Consider the following 14,889-nt stretch of genomic DNA (forward strand, 5'->3'; position numbering starts at 1 on the left):
CCTGTGTTCATATCAAAAGCGGTTGAGTGTGTTGGCCTCGACAAACTCGAAATCGATGTCCTCGCCCAAGCCCGGCAGGTCAGACAGATGAACAAACCCATCACTGTCCATCGGATCCACCAGGCGCTTGAGGTAAGCCGGAACTTCGTCGTAGTCCAGGTACGGGTGCAGCAATCCACGCTCGTACCAGGTGCAGTTTTTGATCGCACCGACCACGGCCAGATTGGCCGCGCCGTTGCCATGGATTTCGCAATCCATACCGAAGGATTCAGCCATATGCGCCACCTTCAGGCAGGGTGCAATACCGCCGACGCCGGCCACACCGGCACGCAAGATGTCACAGACATCATTCTTCACCCAGCTGGCACGGCTCAAGTGTTTGCCGGCCAGGGTTTCCGGCCCCAGCACCGGGATGTCCAACTGGCCCGCCAGCCATGCATAGGACTCAGCCGAGTCTTCCATCATGGGCTCTTCGAACCAGGCGAAATCGAGCTTTTGCAACTCGCGACCGATAAACAAGGCGTCCGTGCGGCTGTACCAGTGATAGCCGTCAAGCATCAGCGCGATGTCCGGACCGACCGCCTCGCGCACCGCGGCACAGGCTTTAACGTCAATGCGCGGGCTCGGCGCGAATGACACGGGCGGCATCCAGGTGTGCAACTTGATCGCCTTGTAGCCGCGCTTGACCAGGGTTTCGGCAAAGCGCCCGTAGTCTTCGGGTGTTGCCAGGCCACCCGGCAATTCATCACCGCACATGGTTGAACCGTAAGCCGGCACCTTGTCGCGAAAACCGCCGATCAGTTTGTGCACCGGCACGCCCAGCTTGCGCCCGGCCCAATCCCACAATGCCTGCTCCACCAGGGCCAGGGCGCGGTCAGTCAACTGACTGGCGCTGCCACGCTGCCAGTGCACCAAGTCGTGCCAGATCTTTTCCCGATCAAAAGCGTTCTGCCCCACCAGCACCTTGCGCACAAAACCATCGAGCACATAAGGACGGATCAATTCCGGCGCCCCAAAGGCATAACCCTCGCCGCCCTCCTCGGTCTGAATGCGCAACAGGGCCATCTTGGCCGGGGCGACTTCGCCGGGATGGGCGTGGCCGGCACTGTCTACTGCGCGGCGAGTCGGGTAGGAAAATACCTGGACATTGACTGCGGTAATTCTCATGGACGTCTTTAGCCTTCTTATTGATTTGTGACAGGAGCGTCGTCTGCTGAGATCGATCATATGTCATCGTACAACATTTGAAAAGACACCTAAAACTCCTCGCAAATCCTCAACACGCCCGTACAAACCCCCTAAAAACCTCACTCAAAGAGACAATTCCAAATAACTTGATTTACCAAATACCCCCTATTCACTGGATGTAATTGTAACTAAGTATTTCAAAATGACTGATAACACGTAGACCACGATCAAGTCATACGATAACGTATGTCGGCGCGCAAAATGTAACAAGGTCGTAACAACTCGCGGTCGATAGACCGGCGGAAACCCCAACAAAAACAATAAAAGAAGACCGTATGAACACCACCCTACGCACGCTTTTGACTCTCGCCACCCTCAGCCTGCCCTTCTGCGTCAGTGCCGATTCCGCCAGCATCAACTACCGCCATCAATTCACCGAAGACGACAGCGCCCACGCTGATCGAATCAAGCTCGGCTACCGCATGGATAACGGTTTAGGGTTCGAGGGGGAATTGAAATACCGCACGGCCGGCGATCGCAAAGATGTCGCCTACGACAACATGATCAACAACGGCCACGAGTTCACAGTCAGCTACAACTACAAGCTCAGCCCGCAATCGACGTTGACGCCTGCCTTCCAGATGGACAGCTCGAAGGACTCAACGACCTACAAGTTCGGCCTCAAGTACCACTACAAGATCAACGATGCTTTCTACGTCGCCACTCGCTACCGGCTGGACGCGAAGAAGCTCGACCGTGATCAGATCAATGAGGACTTGCCTGATCGGATCAAGGACAACCAGAACACCAATCGCTTCGAAGGTTGGCTGGGCTATACCCCGGCCAGCAAATGGGCCTTTGAGTACCAGTACATCTACTTCAAGACCGACTACATCCGCTACGACAACAAGAAGAGCGACTACGAACAGAACATGATCGTCAAATACAAGCTGACCAAGGAATGGGCACCGTTCATGGAGATCGGTGACGTCAAAGTCAACTCCACCAGCGAAGATCGCCAGGCACGCTGGCGCCTGGGGGTCCAGTACAACTTTATGTAACGCCCACCCCTGCGTGGCACTGCTTGAGGGATTGCCGCGCAGGCTTACTTTCCACCGATACGGAAGATTCAGTGTGACTACAGCCAAACCCTTCAACCGCATTCTGCTGACCGGTGCCGCCGGTGGCCTGGGGCAAATCCTGCGAGAAACCTTGCAGGCCCACGCCAATATCGTGCGCGCGTCCGACATCAGCCCCATGACACCCAGTGCCGGCGATCATGAGGAAGTCATTCATTGCAACCTGGCCGACAAAGCAGAGGTTCATACCCTGGCAGAGGATGTCGACGCCATCATCCACCTGGGCGGGATATCTGTTGAGCGGGCTTTTGAAGAGATTCTCGACGCTAACATTCGCGGCACGTTTCATATTTATGAGGCGGCGCGCAAACATCGGATCAAGCGTGTGGTGTTCGCCAGCTCCAATCACGTCACCGGCTTTCATCGTCAGGATCAGGAGCTGGATACTCACAGCGAGCGCCGACCGGATGGCTATTACGCCTTGTCCAAATCCTATGGCGAAGACATGGCCACCTTTTATTTCGAGCGCTACGGCATTGAAACAGTCAGCTTGCGTATCGGTTCTTCATTTGCAGAGCCGCGCAATCGACGGATGATGTCCACCTGGTTGAGCTACCGGGACCTGGGGCAACTGATGGAGCGCGCACTGCTGGCTCGCGATGTGGGGCATACCGTGGTGTACGGCGTTTCTGCCAACCGCAATACTTGGTGGAACAATCGTCACGCTGCGCACCTGGGCTTTATCCCGCAGGACAGTTCGGAAGCGTTTCGCGAAAAAATCGAACGACAACCTGAGCCCGGAGCAAGTGATCCCGACCGCCTGTTCCAGGGTGGAGCTTTCACGGCGGCCGGGCCATTTGAAAACGATTGAACCTTGCTCAGTCAGCGGGCGTTGCCGCTTCATAAGACCGGCGCATACGCTCGCGGCTGTTGGACAAATGCAAGCGCATGGCCGCGCGCGCCGCATCAGAGTCTCCTCGAGCGATCGCCTGGTAGATCGCTTCATGCTCGCGACTCAATCGCTCCACATAAGGCTCTTTACCGTTGTTGGCCTGGCGCGTGGAGTGCACCCGAGCGCGCGGGAGAATACTCACTTCAAGGTGCAGCATGATGTCAGTGAAGTAGCGGTTGCCAGTGGCCAGGGCAATCTGCTGGTGAAACTGAAAGTCAGCGGCCACTGCATACTCGGCACTGATGGCATTGGATTTGAGAATGTCGAGGGAGTCACGCATCAGTTGCAGTTGCTCATTCGTACGTCGGTGGCTGGCCAGGCCGGCAGCCTCCACCTCCAGACTTATGCGCAACTCAAGCACCGCCAAAACATCGCTCAACGTGACAATACTGGCCGGGTCGATTCGAAAGCCGCTCGGGCTCGGTATGTCACAGACAAAAGTGCCGATGCCATGGCGCGTTTCCACCAGGCCAGCAGCCTGCAAGCGGGAAATAGCCTCGCGCACCACGGTCCGGCTGACACCATGCGTTTGCATGACCTGAGACTCGGTGGGCAGCTTGGTCGCACGCGCAAATTCGCCCTCGTATATGCGTCGCGAAAGATCGGCGACCAACTCCTCAGCCATGCTACGGTGCTTTCGAGCACCGGGTTGGACGTTGTGGTAGTCCATTGGGAGCATTTATCTCGGTTTGCGAATGAGGACTCATAATAGCTCAAGCAGTTGTACGACAACATGCATCTCGCGTGATTCTGCTGCTTGGCCTTGCCCTGCTTGCTACCCGGTGACTAACTTGAGAGCGCCACGCTTACCCAGTAAACGACCTGCCCGTTTGATCAGGTTCAGAAGCCTCCTGCGACAATGAACACTCTACCGCCCTTCAAGCGTTCGTTTCAGTCGCCTGAGATGACTATTGACGATCAGCTTGTGGGCTGGTCCTACCGGCAACATGTAGATGCGCCCAAAAACGTTATGCGTTACGACAGATGATGTGATCGTGAACACACGATCTATGATCGAGAGGCAAATCATGACGTCCAGGTGCCTGTCGCGTTCGGTCAGAACCAGCATGTCGGGGGCGCTATGCTCTACCAAAAAGAAGTCCAGTCGCTCGCCCGCACACACTGTCTCTGCGCAATCGCCCGAAAACCCGCCGATCCGCCGCACACCAAATAACGAGGAAATCGTATCCCTCGCTCGGAAGGCAAGTCGCATGAGCAGCCCAGAATCGGCCGTTATGATGTTCCAGGCTTCAAGCGTAGTGATTTCAAAAGGGAGCGGGACCGCCCGACTGTCATAGTAATCAAGATCAGACAGTGCACACAGCGTGTGAACAGTTGATGTGGTAGCCAAACGTTATCTCCCTCAGTGGCTCGACTGCCATTTCCGATAAAACCGGAAGCCGATCATCAGCATCATGCCATGTCATGACGGCCCTAAAACATCCTCAACCTTTCAACTGAATATCTGCTGACCATGATCGGTCGGTATTCCCCCTTGTTGGACAATACTTTCAATACCCAAGTCGGGATTTTTATGAGGGTCATCACAAATATCACTGCTCGGCCACTTAAAAATGTTTACTTACGTTTGGGAATGATTATTATTAATTCACTCATTCGAGCCGACAGGGCCTGCGCCAGTGATACGAACCTCTCAGGTATTTTCCCGGCTACACGAAGGAAAAAACGTCTACGGCATGCTCAACTCTCTGCCTTCACCCCTGCTTTGCGAGATGCTCGCGTTTGCGGGCTATGACTTCGTAATTCTCGACCTTGAACACTTGCTGCGCTCCGAAGAAGACATCATGCATTGCGTCCGCGCTTGTGAGGCTGCCGGCATTTCGCCTTGGCTGCGCATACCGCAAGTGGACGAAAAACTGATCGGTCGGGCACTGGATGCCGGCATCGAAGCCATTGTGCTTTCACGGACCGAAAGTGCTGCGCAAGTTCAGCGTGCCATCGAGGCGGCCTTCTTCCCACCCCTGGGAAAACGTGGAATAACCGGCGGCCGTATCACCGGATTCGGTCGCCTACCCTTACCCGAATACATTGATCTGGCCAATCGCCAGACCCCGATTGTTCCGATGATCGAAAGCAGCGCCGGGGTCGACGCTCTCGGCGAGATTCTACAGCTGCCGGGGGTCGGTATGATCATGGAAGGCGCGTTGGATCTAGCGCTCGATCTCAATCTGGGGCCCGACCCGCTCAATCCTCAAGTCTGGCAAACACTGCAATCCATGGCCGATGCCTGCCTTGGCAGCGGCATACCGTTCTGCGCCAATCCCCGCACGCCCGAACAGAATGCGCTATGGCGCGCTCGCGGGATCCGAAGCTTTCTGGCCGGTGAAGACCGAGGCTTGTTGCATAACGCATTGAAAGCCCGCCTGCATTCTCTCCAGCAGTAAAAACGAGCCAACGTAGTCCAAATGAAAACAACAATCTCACTGCATTTTTCACTCAGCCTGATCACATTGGGCATTTGCCACAGTGCCATGGCCGCCGATCAACCTGTCGAACTGTCCACCGGCCCCACCGGTAGCGTAATACTGGCGCCCGTGACGATTCAGGGGGACGTTCTCGGCACGGCCAGCGATCAGGAAGTGCGTACTTACGCCGGCAGCCGTAGCGTGATCGATTCCAGCGACCTGGAAAAAGCCAGCGCCCGCGGTCTGGACGATGCTCTGCAACGGGTACCGGGCGTCAAGATCTTTGACGAAACCGGTACCGGCGCCTTGCCACAGATTTCGGTACGCGGGCTGTATGAAAGTCGTAGCGGCCGGATTCAAGCCTTGTCGGACGGCATTCCACTGGCACTGGCACCCTACGGCCAGACGGGCCTGTCGCTGTTTCCAATGACCATGGCCACGGTCGACCGTATTGATATCGTGCGCGGGGGCGCCGCAGTGCAATACGGTCCGAACAACGTTGGCGGCGTGATCAACTTCATCAGCAAGCCGATTCCCCGCGAGTGGGAAACCACGCTGCAGGAGAAGATGACATTCAATGCTGGCGGGCGTCAGTTGTGGGACAGCTACCTGGGCACCGGCGGCTACCTGACCGACAACTTCGGCCTGCAACTGGACATCAACACCCTGAGTGGCGAATACGGTCGTGAGCACTCCGACACCGATGTGCAGAACTACCGTCTGCGTGGCCAATGGAACATCGATGATGATCGCGATCTGAGCTTCGGTATCCAGCGCTACAAGGCCGACATGGACCTGGCCGGAGCGCTCAGCGTGAAGGATTACAAGCATGACTCCCGGCAATCGACGCGTCCGCTGGACCACTTCGAGGGCGACACCAATCGCGTCTGGGGCACCTACACCCAGCGTCTGGGCGCCATGGGGCCATTCGACTCGGTAGAGTTCAGCTGGACCAACTTCGCCCACGACAGCTACCGCAACTTCGTGGTGGGCCTGCCGTTCACCCCGGACGGTACGGCAGCGACCAAACAGGATGGCCCACGCGACTTTAAAGTCTGGGGCACGGAGCCACGCATCAGCGCCACCATCGATGGCGACACGGTTGGCCAGACCTGGTTGCTGGGCGCTCGTTATGTCAGCGAAGACATCGACTACAAGGTCAACCGCCAGAGCATCGCTACCGGCAAGACGACGCCATTTCGGGACTGGAAGTTCGATGACGACGCCCGCGCGTTCTACTTGAGCAACGCCATCAGTCTGCTTGATCATCGCCTGACCATCACCCCCGGTGTGCGCTACGAAAACGCCCGCATGGATTACGGTGATGGCATCACCGGGTTCTCGCGCGAGAACAAATCGGAAGAATGGCTGCCTGGCCTGACAGTGGGTTATCAGGCGACCGACACCTGGTACGTCTATGCCAACGCCCAGAAGTCCCTGCGTCCACCGCAAGTCACACAGATCGTCAAGGAAGGCGATGTCGGCGCCGAACTGGCGTGGAACTACGAGACCGGCGTGCGCTACACCCCGTGGGACGGAATGCGCGTCGACTTCAATCTGTACCGCATCGATTTCGATGACCAGATCGCCTACAACGCCACGACCGACCGCTTCGACAACCTCGGAAGCACACGTCACCAGGGGTTCGAAACCGAGATTTTCTGGACGCCAGCAGCACTCCCTGACCTGGACCTGCACGCCAGCTATGCGTACCTCGATGCCAAGCAACGCAACGGCACATTCAAGAACAACGAAGTACCGTATTCCTCACGCAATCAGTTCACGGTAGACGGTCGTTACCGTTTTGCCGAGCACTGGACCTACAACCTTGATGGCCTGTACGTCAGCAGCGCTTACACCGATGCCGCCAACTCCCGCGATGAAGATGCCACTGCCAGCGTGGGTAAACTGCCTGCTTACTGGGTCTGGAACACCGCCATTGAGCGTGAGTTCAAGCTGAAGAACAAGAGCGTCCTGACCGCGTCCGCAGGCGTCAGCAACCTGTTCAACCGCGAGTACTACTTCCGCGGTATCGATACCAGTCCGTGGGGGCGTCAGCCCGCACCAGAGCGTTCGCTCACTCTAGGCGTCAACTACCGCTTCTAAACCGCGCACTTGCGCCCCTGTAAACCAGTTGCCCGATCCTGTGGGACGGGCAACTGCCGCCCCCAGGAAAACTGTCATGCAACGCCCATTCGTCATTCTTGCTCATGTCGCCCACCCTGCCATTCTCGAGGGTTTCCTGCCCGCCGCGCACAAATGCGGGTTGCCGATCGTGGTGATCACCGACCACGCTCAGGAACATCGGCGTTTGCTCGCCACCTCGCACATTTCGCCGCAAGAGCTGCACGTTATCGAATGTGATGTGTTCAATCCGCTAGCGGTCATCGAGACACTCAATAGTGAGGGCTTGCAACCCGTTGCCGTGTTTTCCAACAGCGATCACCTGCAGACCGCGACAGCGATAGTGGCCGAGGCATTCGAATGCCCTGGCAAGGACTGGCGGTTGTGTTATGCGGCGAAGAACAAGGCGGCCATGCGCGAGCGCATGCAGCGTCTAGGCTTGCCCGGCCCGTGGTTTCAGGTGCTCACATCGAACGCCAAACTGCCAACAGATGCGCCCTGGCCGGTGGTCGCCAAGCCTCGTGAAGGCGTCGCCAGCCTGGACGTCAAGCTGTGTCACAACGCCGCCGAACTGAGCGTTTACTGCGAGCAGTTCTGGCAGCAACAACCGGGCCGGGCACTGTTGCTGGAGGCGTACATGGAAGGCCCGCTGTTCACCCTCGAAACCCTGGGCGACGGGCACAACCTGCAAGTCATCGGCGGCTTCGACGTCACCCTGTCACCACCGCCGTATTTCGTAGAGCTTGCCGCACGCTGGGATGGACAACTCAGCCGCGCCCAGCGTGCCGCCGCGCTGGCTCAAGTAGCAGCGTTCGGGGTCGGTTTCGGTGTATGTCACAGTGAGTTCATTCTGACCGCTCAAGGCCCGGTACTGGTTGAGATCAACTATCGCAGCATCGGCGATGGTCGCGAGTTCCTGCTTGATCGGTTGCTGCCGCAGGGTTGGTTCGATCGTATCGTCGCGTTGCATTTGGGTGGCAGCCTGATCGACCCACAACCTGCGCAAGCCGAAGCCACCGTTCATTACCTTGTGGCCGACCGCTCGGGACGTCTGGACCACGCCAGCGCCAGCTTCAACGTCGAACGCGAGGGCCATTGGTGCGATTACCGTGCACTGCACACTACTGGCGACACCGTGACCATCAGCCATTCCAACAAGGACTACATCGGCGTACTGAGATTGATCGCGCCGGATGACGTGAGCCTCAAGGCGCAGCTGAATTCGAGCCTGAACGACCTGAAGTGGGTGGTGGTATGAGCCTGTATTCAGAGGGCACGGATCAGGCGTTCATTACTCGACGCATCATCGACTGCTGCCTGCGCGAGGACATCCGCGGGATCGTCAGTAAAGGAAATATTTGTCAGCTTACGGAAGACCTGAGCCAACACCTGCAGCATCAGCCCGATGCAAGCTGGCTGCGAATTGCTCATCTGGGCACCGACGAACTCTGGCTGCCGGTGGTCAAGGCATATCCCCTGCAGGACTGGATGGGTACGGGCGATACCTGGATCAAGGTGTCGCCGCAAAATCACGCCGAGGTTCAACACGGCTACCGGCTCTGGCTGGGTCACCTGAGCCACGGTCTGGACGAAGAAAGTCTGGCACTCTTCGCGGCGTATCTGAAAGAAGCCGATTGCGCCACCGAACACCGGGCCCTGTGCAATCAGGCGTTTCACCAGCATGCGCCCGCACTGAGCGACGCGATTGATTTGACGGACTGGTCGAAAAGGCTGCTGAGGATCGATCAACTGGCGAGTTACCTGGATCACCCGTTCTACCCAACGGCGCGGGCCAAAAGCGGCTTCGATGCCGCTGCGCTCAAAGGCTACGCGCCGGAGTTTGCACCACGCTTCGAACTCAACTGGTTGGCGATACCCAACAACGCCTTGACCCTGACCAGCTCGCAGCCACCGCACTGGCCGGATTTCGCCGAGGTCGGCTTGCCACCGGCCCTGCAAAACAGCCATTCATTACTGCCAGTACACCCACTGACCTGGGGCGAACTGGAGCAGTTCGGCCTGCCTGAAGGCACATTCAAGGCGCCACGTACCGCCATGCAGGTCGAGCCTACGCTGTCCGTGCGCACGGTGATCTGCACCCATCAACCTCAATACCACATCAAACTGCCGTTGCTGGTCAGCACGCTCGGTGCGCGCAATTTGCGCCTGATAAAACCCAGTACGCTATACGACGGTCACTGGTTCCAGACCACCCTGCAGGCGTTGGCCAAGCGCGACCCGGCATTGACGTCACGTTATCTGCACGTCGACGAAAAACACGGCGGTCATGCCGCTGAGAGCCGTCACCTGGCCTATATCGTGCGTCATTACCCGACGGGGCTGGAGAACACCACACTGGTGCCTGTCGCCGCACTGGCCAGCCCACTTGCCGATGGCCGTCTGTTCCTCGAACAACTGGTCGAGCGTTTCTATGCAGGTTCGCTGCAACACTGGCTGGGCGATTATCTCGATCTGTTGCTGCAGGTCCATCTGCGACTGTGGCTTCATTACGGCATCGCGCTGGAGGCCAACCAGCAGAACGCCGTATTGATGTTCGAACAAGGTCAACCATTACGCTTGCTGATGAAGGACAACGACGCCGCTCGCCTGTGGCCTCAGCGTTTTTCGGCTACCTGCCCGGATCTCGCTGACCTGCCGGCAGCCTTGCGGGACGAGCGCATTCGCGTCGACAGCAGCCAACCGCTCGCCGAGATGTTCTGCACCATTACCTTGCAGTTGAACATCGTAGCGGTCCTGGAAGCGATAGCGACCGCAGGCCTGGCCTCTCGATCCACCCTGTACGGCACGTTGCGTCAGCGTCTCATGAGCTGTCTGCAACAACTCGAAGCAGAAGGCATCGACTGTCACGACGCTCGCCGATGGTTGCTCGACAGCCCGAAACTGCCGGTCAAATACCTGCTCAGCGCCGGCAGCCTGTTCAGCAAGGCGCATTCCGGCGCCAGCGATATCAATAAGTTCTATGGCTACAGCGCAGTGAACTTCCTGCTGGAGGACGCTCCATGCAACGGCGTCTGATCACCAGCGTCTTGCTGGGGCATTACCTGTCGGCTTTTACGGCGCTGGGTATTCCGTTGTACCTGCCACGCATCCTCGCCGACCTCGCGCCTGATACACCCGGCTGGGCCATCGGTGTGCTGTTCGTACTGCCGACCCTCTGCACCGCACTGGCAGCGCCGATATGGGGACGCTGGGCCGATCGCAACGGTTGTCGCCTGTCGTTACTGCGTGCGCATGCCGGACTGTTTGCGGGTTTTCTGCTGGCAGGCTTCAGCCCTAATCTAACGGTGTTTGTCCTGGCGTTGATCATCCAGGGCACCTTCGGCGGTGCAATGGCGGCGTCCAACGCCTACCTATCGACCCAGTTCAAGGGCGGCGATTTGTCCCGTGCCCTGAACTGGACGCAGTATTCGGCACGCCTGGCGATGATCAGCGGCCCAATCCTCCTGGGGCTACTGACCGCGCACGGTTTGGGATTAAGCCTGTATCGCTATCTGGCCTGGTTACCGCTGCTGGCCTTCGTACTTATCCTGCCGCTGCCCAAGGACGCCCCCAAACATGCCTTGGTTAACAAAAAAGCAGACGCATTGGGCGAGCTGCCAGAAGACATGCCGCGGCTACTGGCGGTGCAGTTTCTGTTCAGCTTCGCGATGGTTGTCACGTTCCCTTACTTCGTGCCTTTCGGCGAGCAACTGAACATTGGCAACGATGCCTTGATCGGCGTGCTCTACAGCCTGCCGCACCTGGTTTACCTGCTGGCCCTGCCCTGGGTTCAAAAACATCAGGGCAACCTGCTGTTGCCGGGGCTCGCACTGCTGGCAATCAGTAACGCCCTGCAATTCTGGAGCGTGCAGGCCGAGCCGCTGTTCGCTCTGCGTCTGCTGAGCGGAGCCGGCATGCTGCTCAGTTTTGTCGGGCTACACCGCTGCCTGAGCCAGCGCAGTCGCAAAGGCAGCGCCGGTCGCCTGTTTGGCTGGTTCGACTCCAGCGGAAAATGGGCCGGCACCGCTGCCGGCGTCACCGCCGCGCTGGTCAGCCAGACCTGTGGCATCGCCTCCCCCTTTCTCGTTGCGTGCCTGGCGGCCATGGCAGCCATGGTGCTCGCACGCCCTTTATTGATGACTTCTCGAGAGATTTCGGCATGACGCTCACCCTGAATACCGCCTCGCTGAACACCGTCTCCCTGCATGACCATGCCCTCGATGGTGAGGCCGAGCGACATGCCATCGAGTGCCTGCTCAATTGTTATTTGCGTGAATACGCATTGCCACGCAACGAAGCGAACCTGAACTATCAAGCACAGGATCTGCCGATGAGCCTGCGTCAGGCCAACGTTCGCTGCATCAGCATTCGCCTGCCCAGTGGCCGATTGGTCGTACGCATCGACCGCAGTAGTCTACTGGGTCGTTGCCATTACATCAGCGCCCCCTATTTCAAAGGCAACAACCAGAGCTGGCGACCGTTAAGTGCCACCGAACTGGCACGCCTGCTCTGTACTCCGCTGAGTGAGGTCGAGCGCGTCGGCGAGATGCTGCAACAGGTCGCCAACAGCCTGCAGATCACCCGCATCTTTTTGCGTCATTCCCGACCGGCCAACGACACAGCCGACAGCTTGCTGGCGTCCGAGCAACACCAACTGTGGGGCCACGCCCTGCATCCGACGCCAAAAAGTCGCGAGGGCATTTCCCATGATGACTTGCTGGCCTGCTCGCCGGAAGTCGGAGCACGCTTTCAACTGCACTGGTTCAAGGTCGACCCGACGCTGATTCGTCATCAGGGCGAGGATCCGCGCAGTACGCTGCACCAACTGTCAGGACGCGACGATGCCTATCCGTGTCACCCCTGGGAAGTCGCCCGCGTACTGGCCGACCCGCTGGTACAGCGTGCGCAACAACAGGGTTTGATCGAATACCTCGGCCCCCTGGGTCAGGCCATGTACCCGACGTCGTCGGTACGCACGCTCTACCATCCGCAGATGGCCTATTTCATGAAGTTCTCGATGCACGTGCGCCTGACTAACTGCGTGCGCAAGAATGCCTGGTATGAACTGGACAGCGCCGTCGCCCTCACCCGCCTGCTCCGCCCGATCATGGGCGAGTTGGCGACGCAACAACCCGGCTTCATGTTGATGCCCGAGCCCAGCGCCACCAGCCTGGACCTTAGTGCCCTGGGTACGCTGGAGGAGGCCCGAGAAGTCACCGAATGCTTCGGTATCGTTTACCGGGAAAATCTCCCCCTCGCTGACCGCGAGCGGTATCAGCCGCAAGTGGCAATGGCACTGTTTACCTGGGATCAACAAGGGCACAGTGTTTGCCGCACACAGGTACAGCGTTACGCCGACAGTTGCGGTTTGACCATTGAGGAGGCCACGCTGAACTGGCTGGATGCCTATGCCGGCCAGATGCTCGGCGGCGTGCTGTATTGCCTGTTCCGTCAAGGTGTCGCGCTGGAGCCGCATTTACAGAACACCGTCATTGGCTTCACTGAAAACGGGTTGCCCAGCCAGGTCTGGATTCGTGACTTGGAAGGCACCAAGCTGGTCCCCGAAGTCTGGCCCGCCGAACGCCTAAGTACGCTGGATGAACGCACCCGCAGCTCGGTGTACTACAGCGCGCAGAAGGCATGGCAACGCGTGGGGTACTGCGCACTGGTGAACAACCTCGGCGAGGCGATCTTCCACCTGGCCAACGGCAGTGACTCGCTGGAACAACAATTGTGGTGGCGAATCGGTGACCTGCTGCACGCGCAATCCACACGTCTGGGTCATCCGGCAGAACTGCGTGAGCTGTGCGCCGGCGCGCCCTTCCCCAGCAAGGAAAACTTCATGACGCGCCTGATGATGCGCGCCGACCGCGAGGCCGGTTACACCTTACTGCCCAGCCCGCTGGCGATGATTGAAAAGAGGAAACACGCATGAGCCTTCCTGTCACCGTCACCCAACGTATCGAGCAGCTCAAGGCTGAGCACGACGCACCCTTGTGTGCCTACGTCTACGACCTGCCCGCCCTTGAACGGCACGTAAAGGCGATGCGTCAGGTGTTGCCGGAAAACTGCGAATTATTCTATGCGGCCAAGGCGAATCCGGAAGCCCTGGTGCTGAAAACCCTGGCACCGTGGGTGGACGGTTTCGAGGCGGCCTCTGGCGGCGAACTGACGTGGCTGCATGAGCAATGCCCCGACCAGCCGCTGATCTTTGGTGGTCCCGGCAAGCTCGATCGCGAACTGGACATCGCGCTGCAGTACCGGATTTCAGCATTTCACGTGGAGAGCGTGACCGAGCTGCGCAGCCTGGCACGCATCGCCCGCGAACGCGGTACGCGGGCTCCGGTAATGCTGCGGCTGAATCTGAAGCTGGCCCAGGCCCCGCAAAGCCGATTGGTCATGGGCGGCAAACCCACACCGTTCGGCCTGGATGAAGAAGGTCTCGCAAGCGCCCTGCAGTTGTTGCGTGAAGAGCCGTCTCTGGAACTCAAGGGCCTGCACTTTCATCTGCTGTCGCATCAGTTGGATGTTGACGCACACCTTGAATTGATTCGCAGCTACTTCCTGACCTTCCGCCAGCTGTGTGCCGACCACAACCTGCAACTGCCACTATTGAATGTCGGCGGAGGCATGGGCATCAACTATCAGGACGAAGCGCAGTCCTTCGACTGGCCACGGTTTTGTCAGGGCTTGAAAACGTTGATCCGTGAGCACGACATGGGCACGACCCGCGTGCGTTTCGAGATCGGCCGTTTCATCAGCGCGGCGTGTGGCTACTACGTTATGCAGGTACTGGACATCAAAAGCAGCCACGGCGAGTTTTTTGCCATCGGACGCGGTGGTACTCATCACTTCCGCACGCCTGCGGCGCAAGGGCACGACCATCCGTTCAGGGTACTGCGAGGCTCCCAGCCGGCCCAGATCAGCGATCAGTCCGTCACGCTGGTGGGTCAGTTGTGCACGCCAAAGGACGTTCTTGCCAGGCAGCAACCAGTGGCGCAGCTGGCGATTGGTGACCTGCTTGTGTTCACCCTCGCAGGCGCCTATGCCTGGAACATCTCGCACCAGAACTTCCTGATGCACGAACCACCGTTGAAGGTTTTTATCGAGGGCTGATTCC

At 58.5% G+C, this 14,889-nt stretch carries 12 protein-coding genes; 9 read left to right on the top strand and 3 right to left on the bottom strand.

Annotation, left to right across the window (positions count from 1 at the left end; genetic code table 11):
• Positions 1–12: 12 nt before the first annotated feature.
• Positions 13–1,167, bottom strand: a complete 1,155-nt coding sequence (locus tag J7E41_RS00110; RefSeq protein ID WP_214989391.1) for a mandelate racemase family protein — start codon at positions 1,165–1,167, stop codon at positions 13–15.
• A 356-nt stretch (positions 1,168–1,523) separates the two neighbouring features.
• Between J7E41_RS00110 and J7E41_RS00115 the strand changes: the two genes are divergently transcribed.
• Both J7E41_RS00115 and J7E41_RS00120 read left to right on the top strand, forming a co-directional pair.
• Positions 1,524–2,249: an oligogalacturonate-specific porin KdgM family protein gene (locus J7E41_RS00115; RefSeq protein WP_214989392.1), complete on the top strand. Its 726-nt coding sequence runs from the start codon at positions 1,524–1,526 to the stop codon at positions 2,247–2,249.
• Positions 2,250–2,322: 73 nt separating this feature from the next.
• Positions 2,323–3,138, top strand: coding sequence for an NAD-dependent epimerase/dehydratase family protein (locus tag J7E41_RS00120; protein WP_214989393.1), 816 nt, complete (start codon positions 2,323–2,325; stop codon positions 3,136–3,138).
• 7 nt (positions 3,139–3,145) lie between these two features.
• On the opposite strand, the gene J7E41_RS00125 is transcribed toward J7E41_RS00120, so the two are convergent.
• Positions 3,146–3,889, bottom strand: coding sequence for a FadR/GntR family transcriptional regulator (locus tag J7E41_RS00125; protein ID WP_214989534.1), 744 nt, complete (start codon positions 3,887–3,889; stop codon positions 3,146–3,148).
• Positions 3,890–4,087: 198 nt separating this feature from the next.
• Entirely contained in the window at positions 4,088–4,570 is a 483-nt protein-coding gene (locus J7E41_RS00130; protein ID WP_214989394.1) for a DUF2867 domain-containing protein, read from the bottom strand.
• A 346-nt stretch (positions 4,571–4,916) separates the two neighbouring features.
• Between J7E41_RS00130 and J7E41_RS00135 the strand changes: the two genes are divergently transcribed.
• The 7 genes from J7E41_RS00135 to J7E41_RS00165 all read left to right on the top strand — a co-directional run bounded on the left by J7E41_RS00135 (position 4,917) and on the right by J7E41_RS00165 (position 14,885).
• Positions 4,917–5,624, top strand: a complete 708-nt coding sequence (locus tag J7E41_RS00135; protein WP_214989395.1) for an HpcH/HpaI aldolase family protein — start codon at positions 4,917–4,919, stop codon at positions 5,622–5,624.
• Between the two features lie 21 nt (positions 5,625–5,645).
• On the top strand, positions 5,646–7,751 hold the full coding sequence (locus J7E41_RS00140) for a TonB-dependent receptor family protein (protein WP_214989396.1): 2,106 nt from the start codon (positions 5,646–5,648) through the stop codon (positions 7,749–7,751).
• A gap of 76 nt (positions 7,752–7,827) precedes the next feature.
• Positions 7,828–9,027, top strand: coding sequence for an ATP-grasp domain-containing protein (locus tag J7E41_RS00145; RefSeq protein ID WP_214989397.1), 1,200 nt, complete (start codon positions 7,828–7,830; stop codon positions 9,025–9,027).
• Positions 9,024–10,805, top strand: coding sequence for an IucA/IucC family protein (locus J7E41_RS00150; RefSeq protein ID WP_214989398.1), 1,782 nt, complete (start codon positions 9,024–9,026; stop codon positions 10,803–10,805). The genes J7E41_RS00145 and J7E41_RS00150 overlap by 4 nt, the downstream gene beginning before the upstream one ends.
• The gene (locus J7E41_RS00155) at positions 10,790–11,932 is read left to right on the top strand and encodes an MFS transporter (RefSeq protein WP_214989399.1); all 1,143 of its coding nucleotides are present in this window, start codon (positions 10,790–10,792) and stop codon (positions 11,930–11,932) included. Before J7E41_RS00150 ends, J7E41_RS00155 begins: the two co-directional genes overlap by 16 nt.
• On the top strand, positions 11,929–13,704 hold the full coding sequence (locus tag J7E41_RS00160) for an IucA/IucC family protein (RefSeq protein ID WP_214989400.1): 1,776 nt from the start codon (positions 11,929–11,931) through the stop codon (positions 13,702–13,704). Before J7E41_RS00155 ends, J7E41_RS00160 begins: the two co-directional genes overlap by 4 nt.
• Positions 13,701–14,885 (top strand): type III PLP-dependent enzyme, encoded by a 1,185-nt coding sequence (locus tag J7E41_RS00165; protein WP_214989401.1) that lies wholly within the window; start codon positions 13,701–13,703, stop codon positions 14,883–14,885. Before J7E41_RS00160 ends, J7E41_RS00165 begins: the two co-directional genes overlap by 4 nt.
• Positions 14,886–14,889 lie beyond the last annotated feature (4 nt).

This window comes from Pseudomonas fluorescens, assembly GCF_018614655.1.
Lineage (GTDB): Bacteria > Pseudomonadota > Gammaproteobacteria > Pseudomonadales > Pseudomonadaceae > Aquipseudomonas > Aquipseudomonas fluorescens_BX.

Coding starts and splice junctions, on each gene's coding strand:
- J7E41_RS00150 (WP_214989398.1), top strand. CDS start 9,024: ATGAGCCTGTATTCAGAGGGCACGGATCAGGCGTTCATTACTCGACGC.
- J7E41_RS00110 (WP_214989391.1), bottom strand. CDS start 1,167: ATGAGAATTACCGCAGTCAATGTCCAGGTATTTTCCTACCCGACTCGC.
- J7E41_RS00145 (WP_214989397.1), top strand. CDS start 7,828: ATGCAACGCCCATTCGTCATTCTTGCTCATGTCGCCCACCCTGCCATT.
- J7E41_RS00125 (WP_214989534.1), bottom strand. CDS start 3,889: ATGGACTACCACAACGTCCAACCCGGTGCTCGAAAGCACCGTAGCATG.
- J7E41_RS00155 (WP_214989399.1), top strand. CDS start 10,790: ATGCAACGGCGTCTGATCACCAGCGTCTTGCTGGGGCATTACCTGTCG.
- J7E41_RS00160 (WP_214989400.1), top strand. CDS start 11,929: ATGACGCTCACCCTGAATACCGCCTCGCTGAACACCGTCTCCCTGCAT.
- J7E41_RS00165 (WP_214989401.1), top strand. CDS start 13,701: ATGAGCCTTCCTGTCACCGTCACCCAACGTATCGAGCAGCTCAAGGCT.
- J7E41_RS00115 (WP_214989392.1), top strand. CDS start 1,524: ATGAACACCACCCTACGCACGCTTTTGACTCTCGCCACCCTCAGCCTG.
- J7E41_RS00140 (WP_214989396.1), top strand. CDS start 5,646: ATGAAAACAACAATCTCACTGCATTTTTCACTCAGCCTGATCACATTG.
- J7E41_RS00135 (WP_214989395.1), top strand. CDS start 4,917: ATGCTCAACTCTCTGCCTTCACCCCTGCTTTGCGAGATGCTCGCGTTT.